Source organism: Piscinibacterium candidicorallinum, from assembly GCF_047549485.1.
GTDB lineage: Bacteria > Pseudomonadota > Gammaproteobacteria > Burkholderiales > Burkholderiaceae_C > Piscinibacterium > Piscinibacterium candidicorallinum.
On record NZ_CP180191.1, the window covers coordinates 154,985 to 177,873 of the forward strand.

Below are 22,889 nucleotides of genomic sequence, written 5' to 3' on the forward strand. Positions count from 1 at the left end.
TTGCGCGCGTGGTGTGCGCAGCACTTTGCTCAGTCCACTTGGCCGCTCAACCTGACACTCTGTTCGCAGCGCCGTCGTTCAATTCTGCGTGGCGAGCGCTCTCGCATCTGCCGCACTGCGGCTATGCCCCGCTGCACGTGGATCTTGCGCTGCTGCGCGACACCCTTGGCTTTGCACGTCGCGTGCAGCAGCGAGCCGGATCGGTCTCACGAGCCATTCTGGTGGGCCGTCCGCAGGCCCTGCTCATGTCGGCCGATGCGCTGGAGACCGTGCTGGCCGACACCAGCGGGCGAGTCTCTGCAGCGGGAGGCTGGGCGCCCTTCCTGGGCGAACTGTTCCCGCGCGGTCTGATCATGCGCGATGGCGAGGATCACCGCCTGCATCGCCGACGCATGCTGCCCGCCTTGCGCCGCGATGCGCTGGACCAGCATCTGGCACGCATGGCGCCGCGGGTGGACGCAGCGGTCGATGGCTGGGTGCAGGCCGGCCAGCTAGACCTGCATGATGCATTCCGCCGCCTGACGCTTGATCTTGCCAGTGATGTGTTCCTAGGCGTACGCGAGACTGCAGACGTCGAGGCTGCACATCACGACTTTGTGCAGCTGGTCGACGCATCCGCAGCCATCCTGCGGCTGCCTGAGCCCTGGCGCCGCCACACCCGTTATGGCCGCGGGCTGGCGGCCCGCGCGCGTCTGTCGGCCTTTCTGCGCTCGCGCATCGCCGCGCGGCGTGACGATCCCGGGGGCGACCTGTTCTCCCAGCTGTGCGTGCTGCGCGACGAGGACGGTCTGGCCTTCGACGACGAGGAGATCATTGACCACATGATCTTCCTGTGGATGGCGGCGCACGACACCACGCGCAGCGCGCTGACCACCGCCACCCGTGCCCTTGCGCTCGACGAAGCCTGGCAGGAGCGCCTGCGCGACGAGCTCGGCGCGGGTGACGCCGCGCGTGCCCTGCCCGATCTCGATGCGCTCAATCGTCTGCAGGCGCTGGGCTGGAGCATCAAGGAGGCCCTGCGCCTGTTTCCGCCGATTCCAACGCTCGCGCGTCAGCTGCGTGCGGACATGGAGGTGGACGGCCAGCATTTGCCCGCGGGTACGGTGGTGACCCTGTTTCTACTGGCCGTGCAGCGCGATCCGCGCTGGTGGGCGGAGCCGGATCGCTTCGATCCCGAGCGCTTCTCGCCCGAACGGGCAGATGCACAGCGCCATCGCTACGCCTGGGTGCCCTTCGGCGGTGGCGCCCACATGTGTCTGGGCCAGCACTTCGCGCAGATGCAAGCGCGTCTGGTCCTGCGCAGCCTGCTGGTGCGCAGCCGCTGGCAGCTGCCTGCCGACCAGGTCAAGGCGCGCATGGCCTTTGCGCCGATTGCGCATCCACCCGCCGGCCTGCGCGTGCAGCTGCGATCGCGCTGAGGGCTTTACGCCCTCTGGAAATCACCAGTGGGCCGTGCGTCGGGGCGCAACAACAATGCGGGCATGGCTCTCCTGCACTCGCGCCTGCGCGCCTTGTTGGCGGCCCTGCTGATCGTGGCAGGTTTGTCCGGCTGTTCGGCCCTGCGCGAGGGCTACAACAACCTCGATACGCTCGCCATGTGGTGGGTCAGTCGCATGGTGAGCCTGGACGACGCGCAGAAGGCCCAGCTGCGCGGCGGCATGCAGCGTTTGATCACCTGGCACCGCCGCAATGAGCTGCAGGAGTGGTCGGCAATGATCGCGGAGGCGCGCCGGGCCACGAGCGATGCCCTGTCCGAGGACGAGCTGCGTGCGCTGGATACCCGCTTGTCTGCGAGCCTTGCCCGCACCCTGCAGGTGGCGGCTACCGAGCTGGCGCCGGTGCTGCGGAGCCTGAGTGAGGCGCAATGGCAGGAACTGGAGCGCTCCATCGACAAGCAGGGTGCACAGGCCGCCAAGCGCTGGAGCGGCAGCGATGAGCGCGTGCGCGCCGAGCGCGCCAAGGGCTTTGAGCGCTCAATGGAGCGCTGGATCGGCGACGTGGATCGCAGCCAGCGCCCGCAGATCGTCGCACTGGAGCGCAGCTGGCCGCTTGACCGCAGTGCCAGCCTGCGCGCCGCCGAGCAGCGCCGCACCGAGATCAAGCAGGCTCTGCGCACCCTGGCGCGCAGCGATCTGCCGGTGGAGCAGGCCCGTGCACCCCTGCTGCGCAGCCTTGAACGCAGCCCCAGCATGGACAAGGTGATCGCCACTCCGGAAGGCGATCACGCCCTGCAGGTGCGCAGCGCGGTCATGCGCTCGATTGTCGAGTTCATCAACATGCAGGGCGCAGCAGGAGAGGCCAAACGCCAGCAGATGCATCAGCGCTGGCAGGGCTGGCAGCGCGACATCGACCGCCTGCGTGCAGACGCCTGAAAAACACATGGGGCCGCAGCGGCGACCCCATGTTCAATCGAAGAGTTTCCGGGCTACTTGGTCGTGATCGGTGCAGGCGCCTGCGAAGCCGGCTTGGGGTCCGGCGTGTTCTGAAGGCGGCGCAGATCCTCGTCCGACAGGGTCTCCAGCACCTTCACTACCTTGGCCACACCAGACACGCGGCTGGCCACCTGCGCGGCGCGATCGCCTTCGGCCGGCGTCACCAGGCCCATCAGATAGACCACGCCGCGCTCGGTAGTGACCTTGAAGGCATTGGCGGAAATGTCTCTGGCATCTACAAAGGCTGTCTTGACCTTGGTGGTGATCAGGGCGTCATTGCTGCGCGAGGTCAGCGCGGCGGCGCCGGCAATCTGCAGTTCATTGATGACTTCGCGCACATTGGCCACGCCACGGGCGGTGTCTTCAGCCTGCTTGCGCAGCGCCTCGCTGGGGACTTCGCCGGTCATGAGCACACGGCGGTTGTAGACCGTGAGATTGACGTTCTCGCCCTTCATGGACGAGGCAATCGAAGTCTCCGCGCGCAGCTGGATCTGGCGGTCTTCCAGTTGTGTGCCCAGGGTGCGGCGGTCGGCTGCAGCCAGGGTGCCGCCCACCACACCGGCCGCGGCCAGCGTGAAGCAGCCAGAAAGCTGAGTGACTGCCGTGAGTGCCAGTGCCGCGGCCAACCCAAGGCGCGCCAGGCGCGAATTCGAGCGGGATGATGCGGGCAGGGCAGGGGTCTGGGGCATAGGGCGTCCTTGGCGGATGTGAATCTGGATGTCGGCTGCAGGCGAGCGCTGCGGGCGCAGCTTATGGCAGCAAGCATAGCCCGCGAGTTCCCTGCAGCCGCAGCAGCAGGCGCTGGCAGAAGCAGTTCGATACAGCTTTGCACCGGGGCGCAATCAGGCGCCGAAGGCCGCGCGCAGCCAGGTGAGCTCCGCATCGGGTCCGTCGATCAGCACGCAGTCAAAGCGGCAGGCGGGCTGCGGATTGCGCTGCTGCTGCAACCAGTGCTGCGCAGCGAGCAGGATGCGCTGCTGCTTGTGCGCCGAGATGGAGGCCGCCGCGCCGCCGTAGCCACGGTGGCTGCGGGCGCGTACTTCGACGAAGACGATCTCCTCGCCTTCGCGCATGACGAGGTCGATCTCGCCGCCCTTCACGCGGTAATTGCTGGCGACATGCTTCAGGCCGCGCGCCTCGAGAAAGCGCCGGGCCCGTGCCTCGGCGGCGTCGCCGCGCGCCTTGGTGCTCAGGCGGCCCAGCAGCTGTGCGGCGCGATCGAGCATCGATTCAGCGCGCCGGGCCGTCCAGGGGCACCGGGTCGGCGACGACTTCGTCCTCGGCGATCAGCGCCACCATGGGCGCCAGACGCACCCGTGGATCGCCGCGCGGATCGACGCTGAGCTGGCCGGTCACGCCGTCCAGGCGAATCGCACCGGGTCCCTCGGCCAGAGCGAGCACGAGACGCAGCGCGTCGATGCCGAAGGCATACAGGCGCGCGTCCTCGTCGCCATCGGCCCCGGGGCTGCCGGCAGCGGGTCGGGCGTAGCTCATCACGGCAGGGTGATCACGCTTGATGATCCAGGGCATTTCAAGAAATCGCAGGCCAGAGAGCTCAGCCAGTTCACGGCGCGTGCCTGTGGCGGTGAGCGCCGTGCCCCAGACCGGCACACCTTCCGGCAGGGCGCTTCGCACCTGCCGCGCGCCCACGTTGTCCATGGCGATGAAGATCACGTCGGGCAGGTTGCCGCTGTCGCGCAGGCGCTCAGCGAGACCGCCGACCGTGGCGCCGGTGATCTCGAACGCGGTGGCTTCGCCAGCCAGCGCAACGAAGCCTTCATTGAAGCCCTGTGCCGTGCGTCGAGACAGCGGTGTGGTCGTGTGCAGTACCCACGCTCGCGGCCGGCGATTCAGCGTTGCGGTACGGATGTCACGCAGCGCTGCACGTGCCACCAGGCGCGCCTGCGCATCCAGCGCCAGACTGAAGAAGACCGTCGGCGCCCCGGGCAGGGCGGCGGGAATGGTCTGGCGGTCCGCATCGGCTGTCGGCGGGGTGTTGAGTAGCACCGTGGGCCGCGCCGCCTGCTGGGTGGCAGCGGTGGCCACGCCTGCGCGGGTCAGCGGGCCGATGACCAGATCGAACTCGGCCTGTGCACGCCGCCACGCGTTCAGATTGGCCTCCGCGCTGTCGTCCGTGGCGATCAGCTCCACGCTCAGATTGCCGGCCCGCGCGGCGGCGGCCTGTGCACCGGCGGCCACCGCGCGCGCCGACCCCGCCAGATTGGCATTGAGCGTGGGCAGAACGAGCGCAACGCGGCGAGGGGCCGGCGCGGCCGGCGGAGCCTCTGCAGCGGCGGGGGTGGGCGCGGGCGCTTGCGCTGCGGGCGTTTGCGGAGCCGGCGGCGTCTGGCCGGGGGCCGAGGCCTGCGCCAGCTGCATCGAACCCGCCGCACCCGTCTGCGAACCCGGCTGGCACAATGCCAGCGCAGGTGCGAGCAGCAGCGCAGCAAGCAATGCCGACCTGCGGCACGCCGCGAAGCGGTGCGTGAAGCGGTTTGTGCGGTGCGCGGCGTGCATGACAGGAGGAAGGCGGATCAATGGAAGCGGAGCGGCATCAGTGAGTTCGGCGCAATCCACACCGGAAGACACGCCGGAGGACTCTGCCGCACAGGCTGCCGGCTTGGCGAAGCGACTGCAGCAGCTGGCCGAGCATGCCGCCGGGCAGTCCTGGCCGCGCGGGGCATTGTATGTAGTGGCCACTCCCATCGGTAACGTGGCTGATCTCACGTTACGAAGCCTCACATTCCTGCAGCTGGCCGACACGATCGCGGCCGAAGACACCCGCGTGGCCGGGCAGTTGCTCGCACGCCTGGGCCTGAAGAAACCCCTTGTGGCCTGTGATGCCCACCGCGAGGCGCAGGTCATCCCGCAGGTGCTCGCGCGGCTCGCTGCAGACGAGCGAGTGGCCTACGTGAGCGACGCCGGCACGCCAGCAATCAGCGACCCCGGTGCGCGCCTCGTGGACGCGGCGCGGGCCGCCGGCCACCGCGTGATTCCGCTGCCCGGCGCCAGCAGCGTGGCCGCTGCGGTGAGCGCCAGCGGCCTGGTGGACGGACCCTTCCGCTTCGCCGGCTTTGCGCCCAGCAAGGGTGCTGAGCGCGAGCGCTTCTTCGCGGCGCTGCTGGGCGCAACCGAGGCGCAGGTGTTCTTCGAGGCGCCACACCGCATGACGGACTGCGCCGCACAGCTTGCCGCTGCCAGTGCGCGCCGTGTTAGCGTGTGCCGCGAGCTGACCAAGCAGTTTGAACAGATCGAGACCGTGCGGGCGGACGCGCTGCCCGCGTGGGTGGCGGCGGGCGCGCATCACGCGCAGGGCGAGTTTGTCCTCGTGCTCGGTCCGCAGGCCCAGGAGGCGGATGCCGCGCGCACCTTGCGCATGGACACCGACACACTGCTCGCGCGCCTCGTGCCCTTCATGCCGGTGAAGGAAGCCGCTCGGCTGGCCGCCGAGCTCACGGGCGAGCCGCGCAACGCGCTCTACGAGCGGGCGCTGGCGCTGCGGGCTGCCAGCGGGAAATCGGCAGGCGATGAGGGCGCGGCCGACTGAGTGATGCGGGGTGTTCGACTGTAATCGCCATGGCCGATAACGACGAATTCATCGCCTCATGTGAGTGTTCGCTATCTATATATCCGCTTATCTGAAAGCCGTCTCGGATGAGTAGCTTGCGGATCGCAATGTGGCCGATTCTGTCTTTCGACTGAGGCAGGGCAGCCGGAAACTCACCCCCACTAGCGGCCCGCCGGCTCCGCCAGCGCGCGCAGATCCTCGGGCAGCGGCCAGCTCGGGTACGCGGCCTGCAGGCGGCGCAGCTCCGCGCGGGCGGCGTCCGGCTTGCCTGCACGCAACAGCCCGCGAATGGCCTCCGCCCAGCTGGCGGGCGAGCGGCGCGCTACCTCGCTGACCACGCTTTCGCCAACAGGCGCGGTGCTCGCGCCCGGCTTGGACGGGGCCATTGGTGCGGCTGACGCAGCCTCACGGGCTGAATCCGTCGCTGCGGCCGGTGGCGCAGCCTTGCTGCGCTGTGGTGCGCCGCGGCTTGCGTCTGCGCCCGCCGCCACCTGCCCGGCCGCCGCATCCGCCGGCGCCACATTGGCGCTGCGTGCTGCGCGCGCTTCTGCCGAACTGCTTGCTGCCGCAGCCACCGCGGGGGCTGGGCTCTGCGGTGCCGTGAATGCCTCGGCGCGCGCCGGAGCAGCGCTTGCCGCTGCGGCTTGGGGCGCTGCCGGTGCCGCCGCGAGCGGCGCGGCGTCTGCGGCCACGGGCGCCGACCGTTGCAAGGCGATCGCTGGCGCGCGGTCCTGTGTTGGCGCAGGCGCGGTGCGGGCATCCGGCCTGTCGGCGGCTGGTGGCGAAGCAGCCGAACGCTCTGCTGCGAGAGGCGCCGGTGCCGCCTTCTCTGCGGCCGCCTTAACTGGAGCCGCTGCGGCAGTGGCAGGCGCGGAGCTGGACGGCGCGGGTGTGCTGCGCTCCGTAACCGGCGCGCCGGCGGCCAGATCGCTCCCGCCAGCCACACCCTGCGGCACGCTCATCGCAGTGGGGTCTGCGGCAGGCGCGTTTGCCCCAGCGGCACGTGCCGCAGCGGGCTGTGTGGGTGCAACGGGCGCGTTCAAGTCGCCCGCGGCGGCCTGGATGGCGGCCTCCTCCTGCACCCGCGGGGTCACGGCAACCACCAGCACGCCGATCATCAGGGTGGCCGCAAGCGCATTGCCCCACACGGGCATCTTGGGCCAGCGCAACAGGCGCAACTTGGGCGCAGACTCGGCCACCGCATTGGCAGTGGACTGGGTCGCGCGGGTCGGCGCGGCCGCGGCCTGCAGTGCAGGCGCTACTTCGCGCAGCTGTCGTGCGGCCACAGCCAGCACGGTGCGGCGCACGCTCGGGTCCGGCTGGGCGTCGCCTTCGGTCTCGTCGGACAGCACTTCGTTGGCTGCGCGGTAATGCGCAAGCACGCGATCGGCGTCGTCATCAAACAGGGGTTGGCGGCTCATGCGGCGCCTCCGTCAGCAGCCAGGCCGGCCAAGCCAAAGCCGTGCTGCTGCATGGTCTGCTTCAAGCGGTTCGTGGCATAGCGCAGGCGGCTCTTGGCCGTCTCGAAGCCCACGCCCGTGTGTTGCGCGATCTCTTCCACACTCAGCCCACCTTCCGCATGCAGCAGAAAGGCCTCGCGCTGCGCGGCGGGCAGGGCCTCCACGGCATCCACAAAGGCGCGCGCCTGCTGGCGTGACAAGGCGCGCGTCTCCGGCTGTGCCGCGGTGTCGGCCTTCAGGCAGTCGGCCAGCGCAAGGCCCTCATCGTCATCGCCGCTGTCATCAAACGACACATCAGGCCGTTTGGCGCGAAAGTGATCCAGCACGCGGTTGCGCGCAATGGTCAGCAGCCAGGTGGTGAAGGCCGCGTTGGCCTGCGGCGTGTAGGTCTGGGCAGCGCGCACGACGGCCAGCCAGGTGTCCTGCAGCAGGTCATCGGCCACCGCTGCGTCCTGCACCTGGCGCAGGATGAAGCGGTACACCGCGCGCTCGTGGCGGTCATAGAGCAGGGCAAAGGCTTCGGCGTTGCCGGCCACGTACGCGGCAATCAACTCGGCGTCGCTGAGTGCCGAGGTGCCCGATGGCGCTGCGAGACCCGCGCCGGGTGCTGCGCTCGCATCGGGCCGCTGGGCGAGCGCCAGCCGTGGCTGCGGTCGGGCGCGGCTGGCAGTCGGATCGTCGATGGGGTCGCCCATGGAGTCATCAGTAGGCCCAGAGCTCATGAGGGCCATTATGCGGTGTCTGGGTACGGCATTCACTCGCATTGAACGGCGCCGCGTACCGAACGGGGTTAAGCGCCCGGGCAAGGCCGGCGCGTTACGCTTGCGGGATGCGTATCGCCTTGATTGCCCACGACAAGAAAAAGGACGCCATGGTGGTTCTGGCGCGGGAGTTCGCTGCCGGTCTGGCGCAGCACACGCTCATGGCCACGGGTACCACCGGCGGCCGCCTGCAGCGCGAGGTCGGCCTGAGCGTGGAGTGCCTGCTCTCCGGCCCCCTGGGTGGCGACCTGCAGATCGGCGCGCGGCTGGCCGTGGGCCAGGTGGACGCCGTGATCTTCCTGCGCGACCCCATGACCCCGCAGCCGCACGAGCCGGACATCAACGCCCTGGTGCGCGCCTGTGACGTCCATGATGTGCCCTGCGCCACCAACCCAGCGGCGGCGCGGCTGCTGCTGCGCGGGCTGCTGGCATGAACATGCCGGCGATGCAGGGCCCGGCGTGGCTGGCGGTTCGGTCGCCCAATGCGCGACGCGCCTTGACCTGGGCACTCGTGTTCATCGCTGCCGGCGTGCTGGTCGGTCTCATCATGCCCATGCGGCCGCTCACGGTGCGCGAGCAGGGTGCGACCGATCTGCTCATCGGCGTTCTGACTTCGATCATGGTTTACATGTGGTGCCGCGCAGAGGCGACGGAACGCCGCGTGGTACCGAGCGGAAGATTTGCACTTTGGGCGGCCGTGCTCCCGCCCGTGTTCTTTCCCGTGTATTTGTACAGAACGCGTGCTGCCCGAGCCGCAACACTGACGCTGATCGGGTCGGTGCTGTACTACATCGCCATCAACCTGCTGAATGCCGCTGCGATGTCCGCGGTCATTGAATTGCGAACCTGAACGAGAGGCCTGTCCTGATGAACTTCCGCAACATCCTTCTTGCGGCGCTCGTGCTGAGCGTTGGAGGCGCCGCGAGCGCCCAGGAGCGCGTCCGCTTTGCCACCAACTGGAAGGCCCAGGCCGCACACGGCGGCTTCTATCAGGCGGTGGCCGACGGCACCTACAAGCGCCTGGGGCTGGATGTGGAGATCCTGCAGGGTGGGCCGCAGGTGAACAACCGGCCGTTGCTGCCGGCCGGGCGCATCGAATTCCTGATGACCGGCAACCTGCTGCACAGCTTTGACAACGTGAAGAACAAGGTGCCCACGGTGGTGGTGGCTGCCATGTTCCAGAAGGACCCGCAGGCGATTTTTGCGCACCCGAATGCCGGCTACGCGAGCTTCAAGGACCTTACACGCGCGCCGGTGGCCTTCATCGCCAAGGACGCGCAGTTCAGCTTCTGGCAGTGGATGAAGGCCGAGCACGGTTTCCGCGACGAGGCGCTGCGGCCCTACACCTTCAACCTCGGCCCCTTTCTGGCCAACAAGCAGAGCATCCAGCAGGGCTACAGCATCGAGGAGCCCCTGGCGGTGAAGAAACAGGCGGGATTCGATCCACTGGTCTTCCTGCTCGCAGACCAGGGCTACAACACCTACAGCACCACCATCGAATCCCGCACCGAGCTCGTACAGAAGAACCCGGAGCTGGTGCGCAAGTTTGTCGAGGGCTCCATCATCGGCTGGAACAACTACCTCTACGGCGACCGCAAGGCCGCCCATGCACTGATCCGAAAAGCCAACCCGGACGCGACCGACGAGCAGCTCGAAGGCAGCGTGGCGCTGATGAAGAAGTACGGCGTGGTGGATTCCGGCGACTCACTCGTCCGCGGCATCGGCGCCATCGATGAGAAGCGCATTGCCGACTTCTACGCCAAGATGGTCAAGGCCGGGCTCTACAAGGCCGGCGAGGTGGATCTGAGCAAGGTGGCCACCACGCAGTTCGTCAACAAGGGCGTCGGCCTGGATGTGAAGAAGCGGCTCGGGGGCAAGTGACATGGCGGACACCCTGATCTACCGGGTGAGCCCCTGGAAGGCGGTGATGGTGGTGCTGGGCTCGCTGGCCTTTGTGCTGGCGGGCTGGTGGATGCGCCATGAGCACCCCTGGGTGGGCTGGGCGAGCATCCTGTTCTTCGGCTTCTGCGGTCTGGCCGGCCTGTGGATGCTGCTTGCGCCCAGGTCGGTCTATCTCCAGCTGGATGCGCGGGGCCTGCTGATCGCATCACCCTTTCGCCGGCAGCACATTCCCTGGGCGGAGATTGCCGATTTCGAGATCGTGTCGATCAAGGGCAGCCGCATGATCGCCATCCACTACCTGAGCGCGCCCACGGCCGGGCGGCAGTTCTCTGCCGCGGTCAGTGGCATTGAAGGCGCCATTCCCAACAGCTACGCGGCGCGCCTCGAAGACATCCTGCAGAGCCTGCAGACCTACCTGCACCGGTATCGCGGGGCGAAGACGCTGGTCGAATAAACCGTTCTTTTCGGCTGTCTGCTGATCAGTACATGATCGCCCCAAGAACCCCGTCTGGCAAGCGGAAAGCCGGTTTCTATTCAGGATATTCGGTCTGAATCGGACAGAATTTGCGCCAAGACGCACTGCCGCACTCGTGCGGGTGCTTGTGGTCAGTGCTTGTGCGCAGGTGCAGTGCGCCGCGCGCCGAAGGCTTCCACCACGAAGTCCACCTTCACTTCGCCCGCCTTCTCGAACACCAGCGTGGCCGGGATCTTAGTGCCCGGCTTGAGCGGCGCCTTCAGGTCGATGAACATGACGTGAAAGCTGCCGGGCTTCAGCTCCGTGCTGCCGCCAGCGGCCACGGGGATCTTGGGCACGGCGCGCATGCGGGCCACGCCGCCTTCCATGATGTGGGTGTGCAGCTCCACCGTCTTGGAGACGTCGGCCTTGATGGCAATCAGCGCATCATCCGTCTTGCCGGTGTTCTTGAGCGTCATGAAGCCGCCACCCACGGCCGCGGTGGGCGGGGTTTCGCGAGACCAGGCGTCGCTCACCTCAATGGCGCCGAGCTTGGCGCTTTGCGCGAAAGCTGCACCAGACAGCAGGAGCGCCGCGATGGCGACGGTGGAGCGGATTGCGATAGCCATGTTCTGTCCTTGAATGAGTTCGAGCCTGTCGCGGCTGCGCGTTGCCGTGCGCTCGGGACCTGCAGCTGCGCTGCAAAGCTGAAATCTTAGGCTGCCAGCAGCAGGGTCGGGCTGGCTGTGCCTGCGTCAGTGCGGCGCACGAGCTGGCCGCGCTCGACCAGTTCGTTGATCACATCGTGCAGTAGGGCTGCAGTGTCGCCTGCGGCCCAACGCTGCGCCACAACGCGGTAGAAGTGCGCCGGCGCCAGCAGCTGCACGAGCGCGTCTTCGCTGATGCGCTGCTCGGCCATCATGCGGTACATGACCAGCGCCTTCACTGCGTAGCGGGCATGCTTGCTCGGCGCGCGTACAAAGCCTTCGAGCCGCACGCGGGCGCGGGCCACGGCGGCCTGCGCATCATGGAACAGCCCGCCATGGCCGGGCAGCACGCAGTCAATGTTCAACGCTTCGATCACATCCAGCGTGCCGGCCACTTCATCAAAGGCCTGCTCGCCTTCCAGCTCGGGAAACACCACACCAAAGCCGTTCTCCCAGAGCGCATCAGCCGAGATCAGCAGCTTGTGATGGCGCTGGTAGAGCACCACCGAATGCGGGTCATGGCCGGGCGCAGCCAGCACCTCCCAGTACAGGGGGCCGAGCTGGATACGCTCGCCGGGCGTGAGCACGGCATGCACCGCGAAGCGCGGGCAGTCCTGCGCCGTGGCGCGGTAGGTGAGTGCGGCTTCGTCCCAGTCGCGCGCGGCCTGCGCTTCGCCCGGCGGCACGGCCACCTGCGCCTGTGGCCAGGCGGCCAGCAGCGCCGCGTTGCCGCCGCAGTGATCCGAGTGCAGGTGGGTGTTGATGATGCGGGCCAGCGGGCCGGCGCGCAGATCGTCAAGCGCGCCCTGCACCAGCAGCACGGTCTGCGCGGCGTGGGTGCAGTAGCCCGTGTCGATGATGGCCGGAGCTTCGCCGCCGAACACCACGTTGTTAGCCGAGAGCCAGCCGCGTTCGATGAAGCGCAGATGTTCGGGCAGGGCCATGGTGTCCTGGATGTCGACCCTGGGTCAGAGTCCCATCTGGCGGCGCAGATCCTGATTGATCGCAACGTCGATGTGCGCAAAGGCAGCTGACACCTCGCGGCTGCCCGAATAGAACACGATCCACTTGCCGTCGCGCGTGCGCACGGCCAGCCGCGTCACCACGAGCCAGGGCGCATAGGGCACGCCGATGAAGCGGGCCTTGAGGATGTTGTCGATGCTGGTGTGCTTGTCCCACATCCAGGTCTGGCGCACTTCGCCATTCGCGATCGTGGTGCGCGAACGCATCAGGCAGGCGTAGTACCAGCCCAGCAGGCCAAGAATGGCAGCGGCCAGGAGCCAGTGCACCCACTTCACCTGATGCAGCAGCTCGCTGGTGGCGGCGTCCCAGGCGCGAAAGCCGGTGATCACGGTGCCGAGCACCAGGGCCGTAGCCACCCAGCGCACCGCAGCCGGGTAGGCATAGCCCGTGGCCGACAGTGCCTTGGCGGAATCGAGACTGACTTGGACTTCCTGCGTGTTGCTCATGAGCTGGGTTGCGGCAAGAAAGTCGCTATTTGAACTGATCGGCCTGACGGTGTTCGATCTGCGCCCAGACACGGCGCTTGTAGGCGTCGGATGCAGTGCCCCAGGCGACGATCTCGTCGATATTGCGCAGGCAGCCGCGGCACAGGCCGGTGGCGGCGTCCATGCTGCACACATTGATGCAGGGCGACGGGACGGGCTGGCCTTCAGGCAAGGCGCGGACCTGTTCGGGTGTCATCAGAGGCCTGCCTTGTTCTTCTTCTCGGCCAGCTTGCCGTTGAACTTGGCGGGGTCGATCACGAAACGCTCATGCGTGCCTTCGCAGATCTTGTCGTGGTCGTCCCAGGCCTCGACGCGGAACCTCAGGCGCCGGCCATCCACCTCGAGCACCTCGCCTGCGATGCGCAGGCTCATGCCGGGTGGCGTGGCGGCGGTGTGGGTGAAGTTCACCATGGTGCCCACGCTCTGCACGCGCGGCCAGTCCACATAGCGCATGATGGCCCGCGTGCAGGCCAGCTCCATGATGCCCACCATGTAGCCGGTGGCCAGCACATCCGGCATGTCGGCGCAGAAGTCCACTGTGGGATACAGGCGCGGCACGGTCATGAAGTCCTCGACGCGGAAGCGGTCTTCAAACTTCAGGCCGGGTTGGAGGTCGGGAGAGATCAAGGGCGTGCTCCGGGTTCAGGCGGTGGGCTGCGGCCGCTTGGCCAGCAGGGCGCGGCCGGCACGCGCGGCGTAGGGCCGGCCGATGGCCTCGGCGATCCATGCGCCGGCGTCGATGAGCGCATCCAGATCCACGCCCGTCTCGATGCCCAGCCCGTGCATCAGATAGACCACGTCCTCGGTCGCCACATTGCCGGTGGCGCCCTTGGCATAGGGGCAGCCGCCCAGGCCGGACACGCTCGACTCAAAGGTGCTCACGCCCAGTTCCAGGCAAGCGTAGACATTGGCCAGGGCCGTGCCGTAGGTGTCATGGAAGTGGCCGCTGATGCGCTCGATGCCGATCACGCCCGCCACCGCTTCGATCACGCGCTTGGTGTGCTCCGGCGTACCCACGCCGATGGTGTCTGCGATACAGAAGACCTGTGTGCCCAGGTCCTTCAGGCGCTGCACCACGTCCACCACGGCGGCGATCGGTACCTCGCCCTGATATGGGCAACCCAGGCAGCAGGAGATGGCGGCGCGCAGCCTGCGCTGGTCAGCCAGCGCCGCCTGAGCCACCGGGCGGAAACGCTCGATGGATTCCGCAATGCTGCAGTTGATGTTCTTCTGGCTGAAGGCTTCGCTGGCGGCGCCGAAGATCACCACTTCGTCGGCGCTGGCGGCCTGCGCGCCTTCCAGACCCTTCATGTTCGGCGCCAGTGCAGCGTAGGTGGCGCCCGGCTTGCGCTTCACACCAGCCAGCACCTCAGCACCATCAGCCATCTGCGGCACCCACTTGGGCGAGACGAAGCTGGCCGCCTCCAGATGGCGGATGCCGGCGGCCGTGAGGCGCTCGATCAGCTCGATCTTGATCGCGGTATCGATCGGTGTCTTTTCATTCTGCAGGCCATCGCGCGGGCCCACGTCGATCAGGTGAACATGCTTGGGCAGGGTCATCGTGTGCTCTCAATAGCCGCGGCTGCGGTCCACCACGCCGCTCACCGCTTCGCCGCGCGTGAGCGCCGCGATCTTGCCGGCAATCTGCGTGGCCGATGTACTGACCACGGTCTTGGCCGAGATATGCGGCGTGACGGTGATTTTCGGGTGCGTCCAGAAGGGGTGCGATTCGGGCAGGGGTTCGGTGCGGAACACGTCGAGTGTGGCGCCGGCCAGCGTGCCTTCATCCAGTGCCGCAAGCAGGTCGCTGTCCACCACCAGCGCGCCGCGGGCGACGTTGATCAGGTAGCTCGGCCGCGCCATCCTGCGCAACACCGCGAGGGTGATGAGGTCCTGCGTCTCGCGCGTCAGCGGCGCCAGCAGCACCAGCATGTTCAGGCCGTCCAGAAAGGCGTCCAGCCCGTGGCTGGCGTCCATGTGCTGCACGCCGGGGATGTAGGTCTGCGGGTCGCGCACGCTGCGCGAGAAGCCGCGCACAGCAAAGCCCAGACCGTCGAGTGTGGCGGCCACCTGCTCGCCCAGCACACCCATGCCCAGCACACCCACGGTGCAGCGGTCGGCCTCGGCAAACAGGCGGCTGGTCCAGCGGCGTTCACGTTGCGAGGCCTGGAGGGCATCAAAGCCGTACAGGTGGCGCAGCGCCGCCCAACTCACGTAGTGCGCCATCTGCGCGCCCATGCCCGCGTCTTCCACGCGGATGATCGGCAGCGAGTCTGGCAGACCGGCCACCCCCAGAATGTGGTCCACACCCGCGCCCACCGAGAACAGCGCCTGCAGCCCGGCAGCCTGCTCGGCCATGAACGCCGGCGATGGCGACCAGCTGATCGCGAAGTCGGCCTGCGCATCGCCCGGCCCCCACACAGACACGTCGGCGTCCAGGCGGGCGGCGCGCAGTACCTCGGGCAGCGCGGCCAGCCAGCTGTCCGGCCGGCCGCCATTGATGTGGATGGCGATCTTCATTGCGGCGGTTCGTTGGGTGGCGTGGAGTCGTTGTTCTGCATCGATCGCGGCAGGATGAAGCGCCGTGCCACCCACAGCGCCGCCCAGGGCAGGGCGGCCAGCAGCACCGCCGCCAGCAGACGCTGCCCGGTGGCCATCAGCGGCACCGCGAAGAACGCACCGCCCAGCAGCGCACCCAGCACGAGCAGCGTGGCTGCCAGATGCCGGCCAATCTGCCGGCGCACCATGAAGGCCGCAATCATCTCGCCACCCATCATCAAGACGGGCGCCAGTGCGGCGAGCAGCAGCACAACGGAAGCGAGGGCGAGGAGCGCGGCCATGGTCAGTGAGCCGGCATTCAGCCCTTGGCCGCAAAGCGCACCAGCTGTGCGCCGTCGTTCACCTGGTCACCCACGGCATACAGCACTTCCTCAAGCACGCCGGCGGCCGGCGCGGTGATGGTGTGCTCCATCTTCATGGCCTCCATGACCACGAGCGGTGCGCCCTTCTGCACGGCGGTGCCGGGCTGCGCGAGCACGGCGACGATCTTGCCGGGCATCGGTGCCGTAAGGCGGCCGCCTTCGCCAGCGTCTTCGCCGGCATGGGCGAGTGGGTCGACCAGCGTCAGTACGGTCAGCGTGCCGTGCTCAAAGACATGCAGCTCCTCGCCACGTGCAATCACCTCGCCGCCGAAGCGCTCGGTGGCCGTGCTCACCACAGGCGCCGAGCCCTTGGGGCTGATCTCGAACGCGATCGATTCACCTCCGATCAGTGCGCTGTAGCTGCGCTCGTCGGCGCTGGGGTAGCGCACGGGGACGGTGAATGTGCCGGTCTCGTGCTCGAAGACAAAGTTGCGTGTGGTGCTGCCGGCAATGCGGAAGCCCGTGCGCGCGTTCCAGGGGTCGTGGCTGTCCAGCACGACCTCTTCGGCCAGACGCTTGGCGATCGCCAGCAGCACGGCGCGGCGGCTGGGTGCCGTAGCCGCGGGCAGCAGCTCGGCGCGCTCCTGCTCGATCAGCCCGGTGTGCACCGCGCCGCTGGCAAATGCCGCATTGCGTACGCAGCGCGCCAGAAAGGCCACATTGGTCTTGGGGCCGACGATGTGCGTGGCGTCGAGCGCGGCGGCCAGGCGGGCCAGCGCCTGCGCGCGGTCCTCGCCCCAGACGATCAGCTTGGCGATCATCGGGTCGTAGAAGGGCGTGATGGTGTCGCCGCTGCGCACACCGCTGTCCACGCGCACGGCGCTGTTGCGCGTGAAGCTTGAGTGCGCCGGAAAGTGCAGGTGGGTCAGCGTACCGGTGGAGGGCAGGAAGCCGCCTTCCGGATGCTCCGCATACACCCGCGCCTCGATGGCGTGGCCGGTGATGCGCAGCTGCTCCTGGCGCACGGGCAGCGGCTCACCGGCCGCCACGCGCAGCTGCCACTCGACGAGGTCGTGACCGATCACCATTTCGGTCACCGGGTGTTCCACCTGCAGGCGGGTGTTCATCTCCATGAAGTAGAACGTTCCCTGCTGGTCCGCGATGAACTCCACCGTGCCGGCGCCCACATAGCCCACGGCCATGGCGGCGGCCACGGCGGCCTCGCCCATGGCGGCGCGGCGCTCGGGCGTCATGCCCGGTGCAGGTGCTTCTTCCAGCACCTTCTGGTGGCGGCGCTGCAGCGAACAGTCGCGCTCGAAGCAGTACACGGCGTTGCCCTGTGTGTCGGCAAAGACCTGGATCTCGATGTGGCGCGGGCGGGTCACGTACTTTTCCACCAGCACCTTGTCATCGCCAAAGGCATTGATGGCTTCGCGCTTGCAGCTGGCCAGCGCGTCGGCAAAGTAGACCGCCTCGTTCACCACGCGCATGCCCTTGCCGCCACCGCCGGCGGCCGCCTTGATGATGACCGGGTAGCCGATCTTGTCGGCCTCGGCCTTCAGGAACGCGGGGTCCTGGTTGTCGCCGTGGTAGCCCGGTGTGAGTGGCACGCCGGCTTTCTCCATCAGGGCCTTGGCGGCGGACTTGCTGCCCATGGCGGCAATGGCCGAGGCCGGCGGGCCGATGAAGACGATGCCTTCACGAGCCAGCGCCTGCGCAAAGTCCTCGTTCTCGCTCAGGAAGCCGTAGCCGGGGTGCACTGCCTGCGCGCCCGTGGCCTTGGCGGCGGCAATCACCGCGTCGGCGCGCAGATAGCTGTCCTTGGGCGCTGCGCCACCGATGTGCACGGCTTCGTCCGCCATGGCCACATGCTTGGCGTCACGGTCGGCATCGGAGTAGACCGCCACGGTCTTGATGCCGAGGCGGCGGGCAGTGGTGATCACGCGGCAAGCAATCTCACCGCGGTTTGCAATCAGGATCTTGGAGAACATTCGATTCAACTCGGAACGGTTCTGGAAGGGCTTTCCGCTTGTCTGGAGCCATTCTTCAGACACTTTGGCCTGAAGAGCCGCATGAAATGGATATCTACGTCTTCATCTACGGTCTGAAAACGCCATGGCAGCTGCGAGACTCAGGAACAGGCTGCCAGTCACGCGGTTCATCATCTGCGCAAAGCGCGTGTTCGTCAGCAGGCGCCGCGCGGCACTGCCCGCGCCCCAGCCCAGCAAGCCATAGGCGCATCCGGTGATGAGTGCGAAGGACAGGCCCATCAGCAGCATCTGCGGCGCCACGGGGTGGGCGGGGTCGACGAACTGCGGCAGGAAGGCGAGGAAGAACAGCATCACCTTGGGGTTGAGGGCATTCATCAGGAAGCCGCTGCTCAGCAGCTTGACGGCAGACTGCCTGGCGGCCGACGCGCCCTCGGGCAGCGAAGCACCGCCGTCGCGCCAGGCCCGCACACCCAGATAGACGAGGTAGGCGATGCCGAGCCACTTGAGCGCGGCAAACAGCGTGGCGGAGGCCGCGATCACGGCGGCGATGCCGAGCGTGGCCCAGAGCGTGTGCATGAGACACCCCAGCCCCACGCCGATGCCGTACAGGCTGCCGGCGCGCCGGCCCTGGCTGGCGGCCACGGACAGCGTGGTCAGGCTGTCCGGCCCGGGCGCAGCGATGCACACAGCGGCTGCGGCCAGATAGGCGAGGTAGTTCGCCCAGGGCAGGAGGCCGAGAAACAGCGGATCAGGACTCATCGGGCGTAGGGTCCGGGATGATCCAGGACGGTTTGCGCTTTTCGAGGAAGCTCTTCACGCCCTCGCGGCCTTCATCACTGGCACGGATGTCGGCGATGCGCTCGGCGGTGTCCGCAATCAGCGCGTCCGTCAGCGGCGCATCGGTCAGGTCGTGCACCAGGCGCTTGGCGGCGCGCACGGCGTTCGGCGAGTTGTCCACCAGCAGGCCGAGCAGGGCGTCGATGGTGTCGTCCAGCTCCTCGTCCGGGCAGATCTCGTGGATGAAGCCGATGCGATAGGCCTCTGCGGCGCTGAACTTCTCGGCCGACAGGAAGTAGCGCTGCGCGGCGCGCGCCCCCATGGCTTGCACCACATACGGCCCGATGGTGGCCGGGATCAGACCCAGCTTCACCTCGCTCAGACAGAACTCCGCGCTCTGTGCGGCAAAGGCAAAGTCGCACACCGCGGCCAGACCCATGCCGCCGGCAAAGCAGGGGCCGTGGATGCGCGCGATGGTGGGTTTGGGGCAGTCGTGCATGACCTTGAGCATGGTGGCCAGACCCAGGGCGTCTGCGCGGTTCTGCTCGCGCGTGTAGCCGGCCATGGCCTTCATCCAGTTCAGGTCGGCGCCTGCGCAGAACACCTTGCCGCGGCCGCCGAGCACGATGGCGCGCACTTCATCGTTCGTGCCCAGCTCGGTGAAGGCGCGCGTGAGTTCGGCAATCACCGTCTCGTTGAACGCGTTGCGCAGATCGGGCCGGTTGATCCACACCTGGGCCACGGGGCCTTCGGCAAAGACTTCGAGGGTCTGGTAACTCATTGGAGGATGCGCTTTAGGAAGCGGTCGAGTTCATCAAGGGACTGGGCGCGGGCCTTGCGGTTGCCACCGACATGCACACCGCCCGGGTTCGTGCCGTTCGGCACACCCATGCGGAAGCGTGCCGGCGTGCGGCTGTCGAAGCCGTGGTAGCTGTCGGGGTAGATGCGCAGGGTCACATCGCTGCCCGGCTGGGCCGTCAGCTGTGCGACGAGCTTCTCGCAGGGTGCCGGTGCGGTCCAGTCATCGAGTGCGCCCAGCTGCATCAGCAGCGGCACCTGCAGGCCGTAGCCGCGGCGCAGCAGCTCGCTGCAGCCCGGGTAGAACACCGCGGCGCCTGCAATGCCCTGTGCATGCGGTTCGCGCTGCGTGTTCAATGCGCTGAGGACGGTCATTGCGCCGTGCGACCAGCCCAGCAAGGCGATGCGCTTGCCATCCACGTCGCTGCGCGACTTGAGCCAGGCGATGGCGCTGATCACGTCCTCGCGCCGGGTTTCGACATTGATCGTCCGGTCTCGCGCAGCGATCTCGCAGATCGATCCGCTGCCGCGCGAGGTGAAGCTGTCGGGCAGCAGCACGGCGTAGCCGCGCTCGTGCAGGTACTTGATGTAGTCCGGGTAGCGCTCATCGAAGGTGACACTGTCGCTGCGGTACAGGCCCGCACAGCCATGAAAGGCGATCACGACGGGCTGCGGGCCGCGCGCGTCCTTGAGCGGATACCAGTGCACTTGCAGTGCCAGCCCCTGGGGGCCGGCGATGCTCAGCGGGTTGGGCGCAGTCTCGGCCCAGGCCGGCAGCGCCACGGCGGCCAGCAGCAGCACGGCCGCTGCGGCACGGCGCAATACGGTATGGAGGCTGAGCACAGACACCACGCCGCCGCCTACATGCGGAAGATGCCGAACTTCGTGTCCGGGATCGGCGCGTTCAGGCTCGCACTAAGGCCCAGGGCCAGCATCGTTCGGGTGTCGCGCGGGTCGATGATGCCGTCGTCCCACAGCCGCGCGGTGGCGTAGTAGGGGTGGCCCTCGCGCTCGTACTGCGCGCGGATCGGTGCCTTGAAGGCTTCCTCATCGGCGGCCACCCAGGTACCGCCCTTGGCCTCGATGCCGTCGCGCTTGACGGTGGCCAGCACGCTGGCGGCCTGCTCGCCACCCATGACCGAGATGCGGGCATTGGGCCACATCCACATGAAGCGCGGGCTGTAGGCGCGGCCGCACATGCCGTAGTTGCCGGCGCCGAAGCTGCCGCCGATGATGACCGTGAACTTGGGCACCGCGGCGCAGGCCACCGCCGTCACCATCTTGGCGCCGTGGCGGGCAATGCCCTCGTTCTCGTACTTGCGGCCCACCATGAAGCCGGTGATGTTCTGCAGGAACACCAGCGGAATCTTGCGCTGGCAACACAGCTCGATGAAGTGCGCGCCCTTCTGCGCACTCTCGCTGAACAGAATGCCGTTGTTGGCGATGATGCCCACCGGCATGCCGTGGATGTGCGCAAAGCCCGTGACCAGCGTAGTGCCGAAGCGCGCCTTCCACTCATCGAACTCGCTGGCGTCCACGATGCGGGCGATGATCTCGCGCACATCGAAGGGCTTCTTGGTGTCGGTCGGGATGATACCGAGCAGCTCGTCGGCATCGAACCTGGGCGCCGCCGGCTCCTTGAGCAGCAGCGGGGCAGGCTTTTTCCAATTCAGGTCCGCCACGATCTCGCGCGCGATACGCAGCGCGTGCAAATCGTTCTGCGCCAGGTGGTCCACCACGCCGGACAGGCGCGTGTGCACATCGCCACCGCCCAGATCCTCGGCGCTGACCACTTCGCCGGTGGCCGCCTTCACCAGCGGCGGGCCGCCCAGGAAGATGGTGCCCTGGTTCTTGACGATGATGGACTCATCCGACATGGCCGGCACATAGGCGCCGCCTGCGGTGCAGGAGCCCATGACCACTGCAATCTGCGGCACGCCTTCGGCCGAGAGCGTGGCCTGGTTGAAGAAGATCCGGCCGAAATGGTCGCGGTCCGGAAAGACCTCGTCCTGGCGCGGCAGGTTGGCGCCGCCGGAGTCCACCAGATAGATGCAGGGCAGCCGGTTCTCGCGGGCGATCTCCTGCGCGCGCAGATGCTTCTTCACCGTCATGGGGTAGTAGGTACCGCCCTTGACCGTGGCGTCGTTGCAGACGATCACGCACTCCACCCCGGAGACTCGGCCGATGCCCGCGATCATGCCGGCGCAGGGGGCTTCGTCCTGCCCGTTCGCGTCCTGATACATGCCCAGGGCCGCCATTGGCGCGATTTCCAGGAACGGCGTGCCGGGGTCCAGCAGCATCTGCACGCGGTCGCGCGGCAGCAGCTTGCCGCGCGCGGTGTGCTTGGCGCGGGCATCGTCGCTGCCGCCCTTCTGGATCTGCGCGAGCCGGGCCTTCAGGTCATCGACCAGGCTGCGCATGGCGGCGGCGTTGGAGGCAAAGTCTGCCGAGCGGGGATTGATCTTGGAGTCGAAGACGGGCATGCGCGCAGGCGGGTGGAAAGACGTCGAAAAGCGAAGGAGGCCGAAATGCGCCGAGGTGCGGAAGACGCAACCCGACTCTGCCGGCTCAACGAACGCCGCAAAGGCTGCAACGATGCGCCAGACCGCGACGGATCGCTACTTTACGTAAACGTAAAGTGTAGGGGCCGCGGGCCAGATTGCGCAGCCTGCAGGCGCGGACCAGACCCTCGGGCGCCGTTTTGGCGCGAAAATCCGCCTGAAAACACCAAAATTTGGCCAAATATGATTGATATTTATCAATTCGACTATGTAAAGCTGTGTCAAGAGTCGCTAATGACAAGCGGAAAGCCCGATTTTATCGGCTTTCAACTAAGGTGGCCGAAAATGATTTATCGATCCGACTTGCCCTGATCAACGCCATCCAGATACAGCCAGCGCCCGCCTTCGCGCACAAAGCGGCTGAGCTCGTGCAGCCGGTGTCCGCGCCCGCCCAGGCGGTAGCGCGCCACGAATTCCACTGTGGCGTGGTCGACGTCCTGCTGCACATGCCGCTTCACGTCCAGCCCCAGCCATTGGGTGTCGGGTTCGATGGACAGCGCGGGGTCGAAGTGATCCGGGTGCCAGGTCTGCGCCAGATAGGCGCGGTCGCCTAATACATACGCGGTGTAGCGGCTGCGCATGAGCTGCTCGGCCGTGGCGGGCAGCTCGCCGCCCGAGATGAAGCGGCCGCAACAGGCGGCGAGCGTCTTGCCGCTGCCGCAGGGGCAGGTGTTTGCGCCGGGTGCGCGGGGCGCCATGGTCAGGCCTTCTGTTCCTTGTCACCCACCGGCCCGCCCGCCTTTTTCCAGGCCGCAAAGCCGCCGTCGAAGTGCGCCACGTTCGTCATGCCCATGTCCTTCAGGGCCTTGGTGGCCAGGGCGCTGCGCCAGCCGCCGCCACAGAACAGCACGTACTCCTTGTCGTCCTGCGTGAAGAAGGGCTTGTGGTACGGAGATTCCGGATCCACCCAGAACTCGAGCATGCCGCGCGGCGCATGAAAGGCGCCGGGGATCACGCCTTCGCGCTCCAGTTCACGCACATCGCGCAGATCGACGAAGAGCACGCGGTCGCTGCCGTGCAGGTTGATGGCCTCGGGCGTGGGGTAGGTCTTGATCTGCGCGTTGGCTTCGTCCACCAGCTGACGGAATCCCTTGGTGATGGTCGGCATG

At 67.6% G+C, this 22,889-nt stretch carries 27 protein-coding genes; 7 read left to right on the plus strand and 20 right to left on the minus strand.

The window, feature by feature from the left end; translation table 11 throughout:
* Window positions 1-38 precede the first annotated feature (38 nt).
* Complete coding sequence (locus ACMDW7_RS00715) at window positions 39-1,418, plus strand: cytochrome P450 (protein ID WP_377304957.1); 1,380 nt, start codon at window positions 39-41, stop codon at window positions 1,416-1,418.
* 63 nt (window positions 1,419-1,481) lie between these two features.
* Window positions 1,482-2,372, plus strand: a complete 891-nt coding sequence (locus ACMDW7_RS00720) for a DUF6279 family lipoprotein (RefSeq protein WP_377304959.1) — start codon at window positions 1,482-1,484, stop codon at window positions 2,370-2,372.
* A gap of 53 nt (window positions 2,373-2,425) precedes the next feature.
* Here ACMDW7_RS00720 and ACMDW7_RS00725 read toward each other — a convergent pair whose 3' ends face one another.
* The 3 genes from ACMDW7_RS00725 to ACMDW7_RS00735 form a co-directional block, all read right to left on the minus strand.
* The gene (locus tag ACMDW7_RS00725) at window positions 2,426-3,121 is read right to left on the minus strand and encodes a BON domain-containing protein (RefSeq protein WP_377304961.1); all 696 of its coding nucleotides are present in this window, start codon (window positions 3,119-3,121) and stop codon (window positions 2,426-2,428) included.
* 153 nt (window positions 3,122-3,274) lie between these two features.
* Complete coding sequence (locus tag ACMDW7_RS00730) at window positions 3,275-3,658, minus strand: YraN family protein (RefSeq protein WP_377304963.1); 384 nt, start codon at window positions 3,656-3,658, stop codon at window positions 3,275-3,277.
* Between the two features lie 4 nt (window positions 3,659-3,662).
* Entirely contained in the window at window positions 3,663-4,949 is a 1,287-nt protein-coding gene (locus ACMDW7_RS00735) for a penicillin-binding protein activator (RefSeq protein WP_377304965.1), read from the minus strand.
* 40 nt (window positions 4,950-4,989) lie between these two features.
* Here ACMDW7_RS00735 and rsmI point away from each other — a divergent pair, with 40 nt between their 5' ends.
* A complete protein-coding gene (gene rsmI, locus ACMDW7_RS00740) occupies window positions 4,990-5,979 on the plus strand; it encodes a 16S rRNA (cytidine(1402)-2'-O)-methyltransferase (RefSeq protein ID WP_377304967.1) in 990 nt (329 codons plus the stop codon).
* A gap of 182 nt (window positions 5,980-6,161) precedes the next feature.
* On the opposite strand, the gene ACMDW7_RS00745 is transcribed toward rsmI, so the two are convergent.
* Window positions 6,162-7,421, minus strand: coding sequence for a hypothetical protein (locus ACMDW7_RS00745; protein ID WP_377304969.1), 1,260 nt, complete (start codon window positions 7,419-7,421; stop codon window positions 6,162-6,164).
* Window positions 7,418-8,182 carry a sigma-70 family RNA polymerase sigma factor gene (locus tag ACMDW7_RS00750; protein WP_377304971.1) on the minus strand — a complete coding sequence of 255 codons (765 nt, stop codon included), beginning with the start codon at window positions 8,180-8,182 and terminating at the stop codon, window positions 7,418-7,420. The genes ACMDW7_RS00745 and ACMDW7_RS00750 overlap by 4 nt, the downstream gene beginning before the upstream one ends.
* A 107-nt stretch (window positions 8,183-8,289) precedes the next feature.
* On the opposite strand from ACMDW7_RS00750, the gene ACMDW7_RS00755 reads away from it, so the two are divergent.
* The 4 genes from ACMDW7_RS00755 to ACMDW7_RS00770 are packed head-to-tail and all read left to right on the plus strand — an operon-like array spanning window position 8,290 to window position 10,577.
* A complete protein-coding gene (locus ACMDW7_RS00755) occupies window positions 8,290-8,655 on the plus strand; it encodes a methylglyoxal synthase (RefSeq protein ID WP_377304973.1) in 366 nt (121 codons plus the stop codon).
* The gene (locus tag ACMDW7_RS00760) at window positions 8,652-9,071 is read left to right on the plus strand and encodes a hypothetical protein (RefSeq protein ID WP_377304975.1); all 420 of its coding nucleotides are present in this window, start codon (window positions 8,652-8,654) and stop codon (window positions 9,069-9,071) included. The genes ACMDW7_RS00755 and ACMDW7_RS00760 overlap by 4 nt, the downstream gene beginning before the upstream one ends.
* A gap of 17 nt (window positions 9,072-9,088) precedes the next feature.
* Entirely contained in the window at window positions 9,089-10,102 is a 1,014-nt protein-coding gene (locus ACMDW7_RS00765) for an ABC transporter substrate-binding protein (RefSeq protein WP_377304977.1), read from the plus strand.
* Between the two features lies 1 nt (window position 10,103).
* Window positions 10,104-10,577: an STM3941 family protein gene (locus ACMDW7_RS00770; protein WP_377304979.1), complete on the plus strand. Its 474-nt coding sequence runs from the start codon at window positions 10,104-10,106 to the stop codon at window positions 10,575-10,577.
* 152 nt (window positions 10,578-10,729) lie between these two features.
* On the opposite strand, the gene ACMDW7_RS00775 is transcribed toward ACMDW7_RS00770, so the two are convergent.
* The 15 genes from ACMDW7_RS00775 to ACMDW7_RS00845 form a co-directional block, all read right to left on the minus strand.
* The gene (locus ACMDW7_RS00775; protein WP_377304981.1) at window positions 10,730-11,206 is read right to left on the minus strand and encodes a copper chaperone PCu(A)C; all 477 of its coding nucleotides are present in this window, start codon (window positions 11,204-11,206) and stop codon (window positions 10,730-10,732) included.
* Between the two features lie 86 nt (window positions 11,207-11,292).
* On the minus strand, window positions 11,293-12,228 hold the full coding sequence (locus ACMDW7_RS00780; RefSeq protein WP_377304983.1) for an MBL fold metallo-hydrolase: 936 nt from the start codon (window positions 12,226-12,228) through the stop codon (window positions 11,293-11,295).
* 24 nt (window positions 12,229-12,252) lie between these two features.
* On the minus strand, window positions 12,253-12,753 hold the full coding sequence (locus ACMDW7_RS00785; RefSeq protein WP_377304985.1) for a hypothetical protein: 501 nt from the start codon (window positions 12,751-12,753) through the stop codon (window positions 12,253-12,255).
* A 25-nt stretch (window positions 12,754-12,778) separates the two neighbouring features.
* Window positions 12,779-12,988, minus strand: coding sequence for a DUF1289 domain-containing protein (locus tag ACMDW7_RS00790; protein ID WP_377304987.1), 210 nt, complete (start codon window positions 12,986-12,988; stop codon window positions 12,779-12,781).
* Window positions 12,988-13,419, minus strand: coding sequence for a thioesterase family protein (locus tag ACMDW7_RS00795; RefSeq protein ID WP_377304989.1), 432 nt, complete (start codon window positions 13,417-13,419; stop codon window positions 12,988-12,990). Before ACMDW7_RS00795 ends, ACMDW7_RS00790 begins: the two co-directional genes overlap by 1 nt.
* A gap of 15 nt (window positions 13,420-13,434) precedes the next feature.
* The gene (locus tag ACMDW7_RS00800) at window positions 13,435-14,352 is read right to left on the minus strand and encodes a hydroxymethylglutaryl-CoA lyase (RefSeq protein WP_377304991.1); all 918 of its coding nucleotides are present in this window, start codon (window positions 14,350-14,352) and stop codon (window positions 13,435-13,437) included.
* A gap of 9 nt (window positions 14,353-14,361) precedes the next feature.
* The gene (locus ACMDW7_RS00805) at window positions 14,362-15,312 is read right to left on the minus strand and encodes a 2-hydroxyacid dehydrogenase (RefSeq protein WP_377304993.1); all 951 of its coding nucleotides are present in this window, start codon (window positions 15,310-15,312) and stop codon (window positions 14,362-14,364) included.
* A complete protein-coding gene (locus ACMDW7_RS00810) occupies window positions 15,309-15,632 on the minus strand; it encodes a hypothetical protein (protein WP_377304994.1) in 324 nt (107 codons plus the stop codon). The genes ACMDW7_RS00805 and ACMDW7_RS00810 overlap by 4 nt, the downstream gene beginning before the upstream one ends.
* Before the next feature lie 17 nt (window positions 15,633-15,649).
* A complete protein-coding gene (locus ACMDW7_RS00815; RefSeq protein ID WP_377304996.1) occupies window positions 15,650-17,644 on the minus strand; it encodes an acetyl/propionyl/methylcrotonyl-CoA carboxylase subunit alpha in 1,995 nt (664 codons plus the stop codon).
* A gap of 102 nt (window positions 17,645-17,746) precedes the next feature.
* Entirely contained in the window at window positions 17,747-18,403 is a 657-nt protein-coding gene (locus ACMDW7_RS00820; protein WP_377304998.1) for a LysE family translocator, read from the minus strand.
* Window positions 18,393-19,202: an enoyl-CoA hydratase/isomerase family protein gene (locus ACMDW7_RS00825; RefSeq protein WP_377305000.1), complete on the minus strand. Its 810-nt coding sequence runs from the start codon at window positions 19,200-19,202 to the stop codon at window positions 18,393-18,395. The genes ACMDW7_RS00820 and ACMDW7_RS00825 overlap by 11 nt, the downstream gene beginning before the upstream one ends.
* Window positions 19,199-20,068, minus strand: a complete 870-nt coding sequence (locus tag ACMDW7_RS00830; RefSeq protein WP_377305002.1) for a dienelactone hydrolase family protein — start codon at window positions 20,066-20,068, stop codon at window positions 19,199-19,201. Before ACMDW7_RS00830 ends, ACMDW7_RS00825 begins: the two co-directional genes overlap by 4 nt.
* 11 nt (window positions 20,069-20,079) lie before the next feature.
* The gene (locus ACMDW7_RS00835; RefSeq protein WP_377305004.1) at window positions 20,080-21,702 is read right to left on the minus strand and encodes a carboxyl transferase domain-containing protein; all 1,623 of its coding nucleotides are present in this window, start codon (window positions 21,700-21,702) and stop codon (window positions 20,080-20,082) included.
* Window positions 21,703-22,070: 368 nt separating this feature from the next.
* Complete coding sequence (locus ACMDW7_RS00840) at window positions 22,071-22,484, minus strand: YchJ family protein (protein ID WP_377305069.1); 414 nt, start codon at window positions 22,482-22,484, stop codon at window positions 22,071-22,073.
* Entirely contained in the window at window positions 22,481-22,888 is a 408-nt protein-coding gene (locus ACMDW7_RS00845) for a rhodanese-like domain-containing protein (RefSeq protein ID WP_377305006.1), read from the minus strand. The genes ACMDW7_RS00840 and ACMDW7_RS00845 overlap by 4 nt, the downstream gene beginning before the upstream one ends.
* Between the last annotated feature and the right edge of the window lies 1 nt (window position 22,889).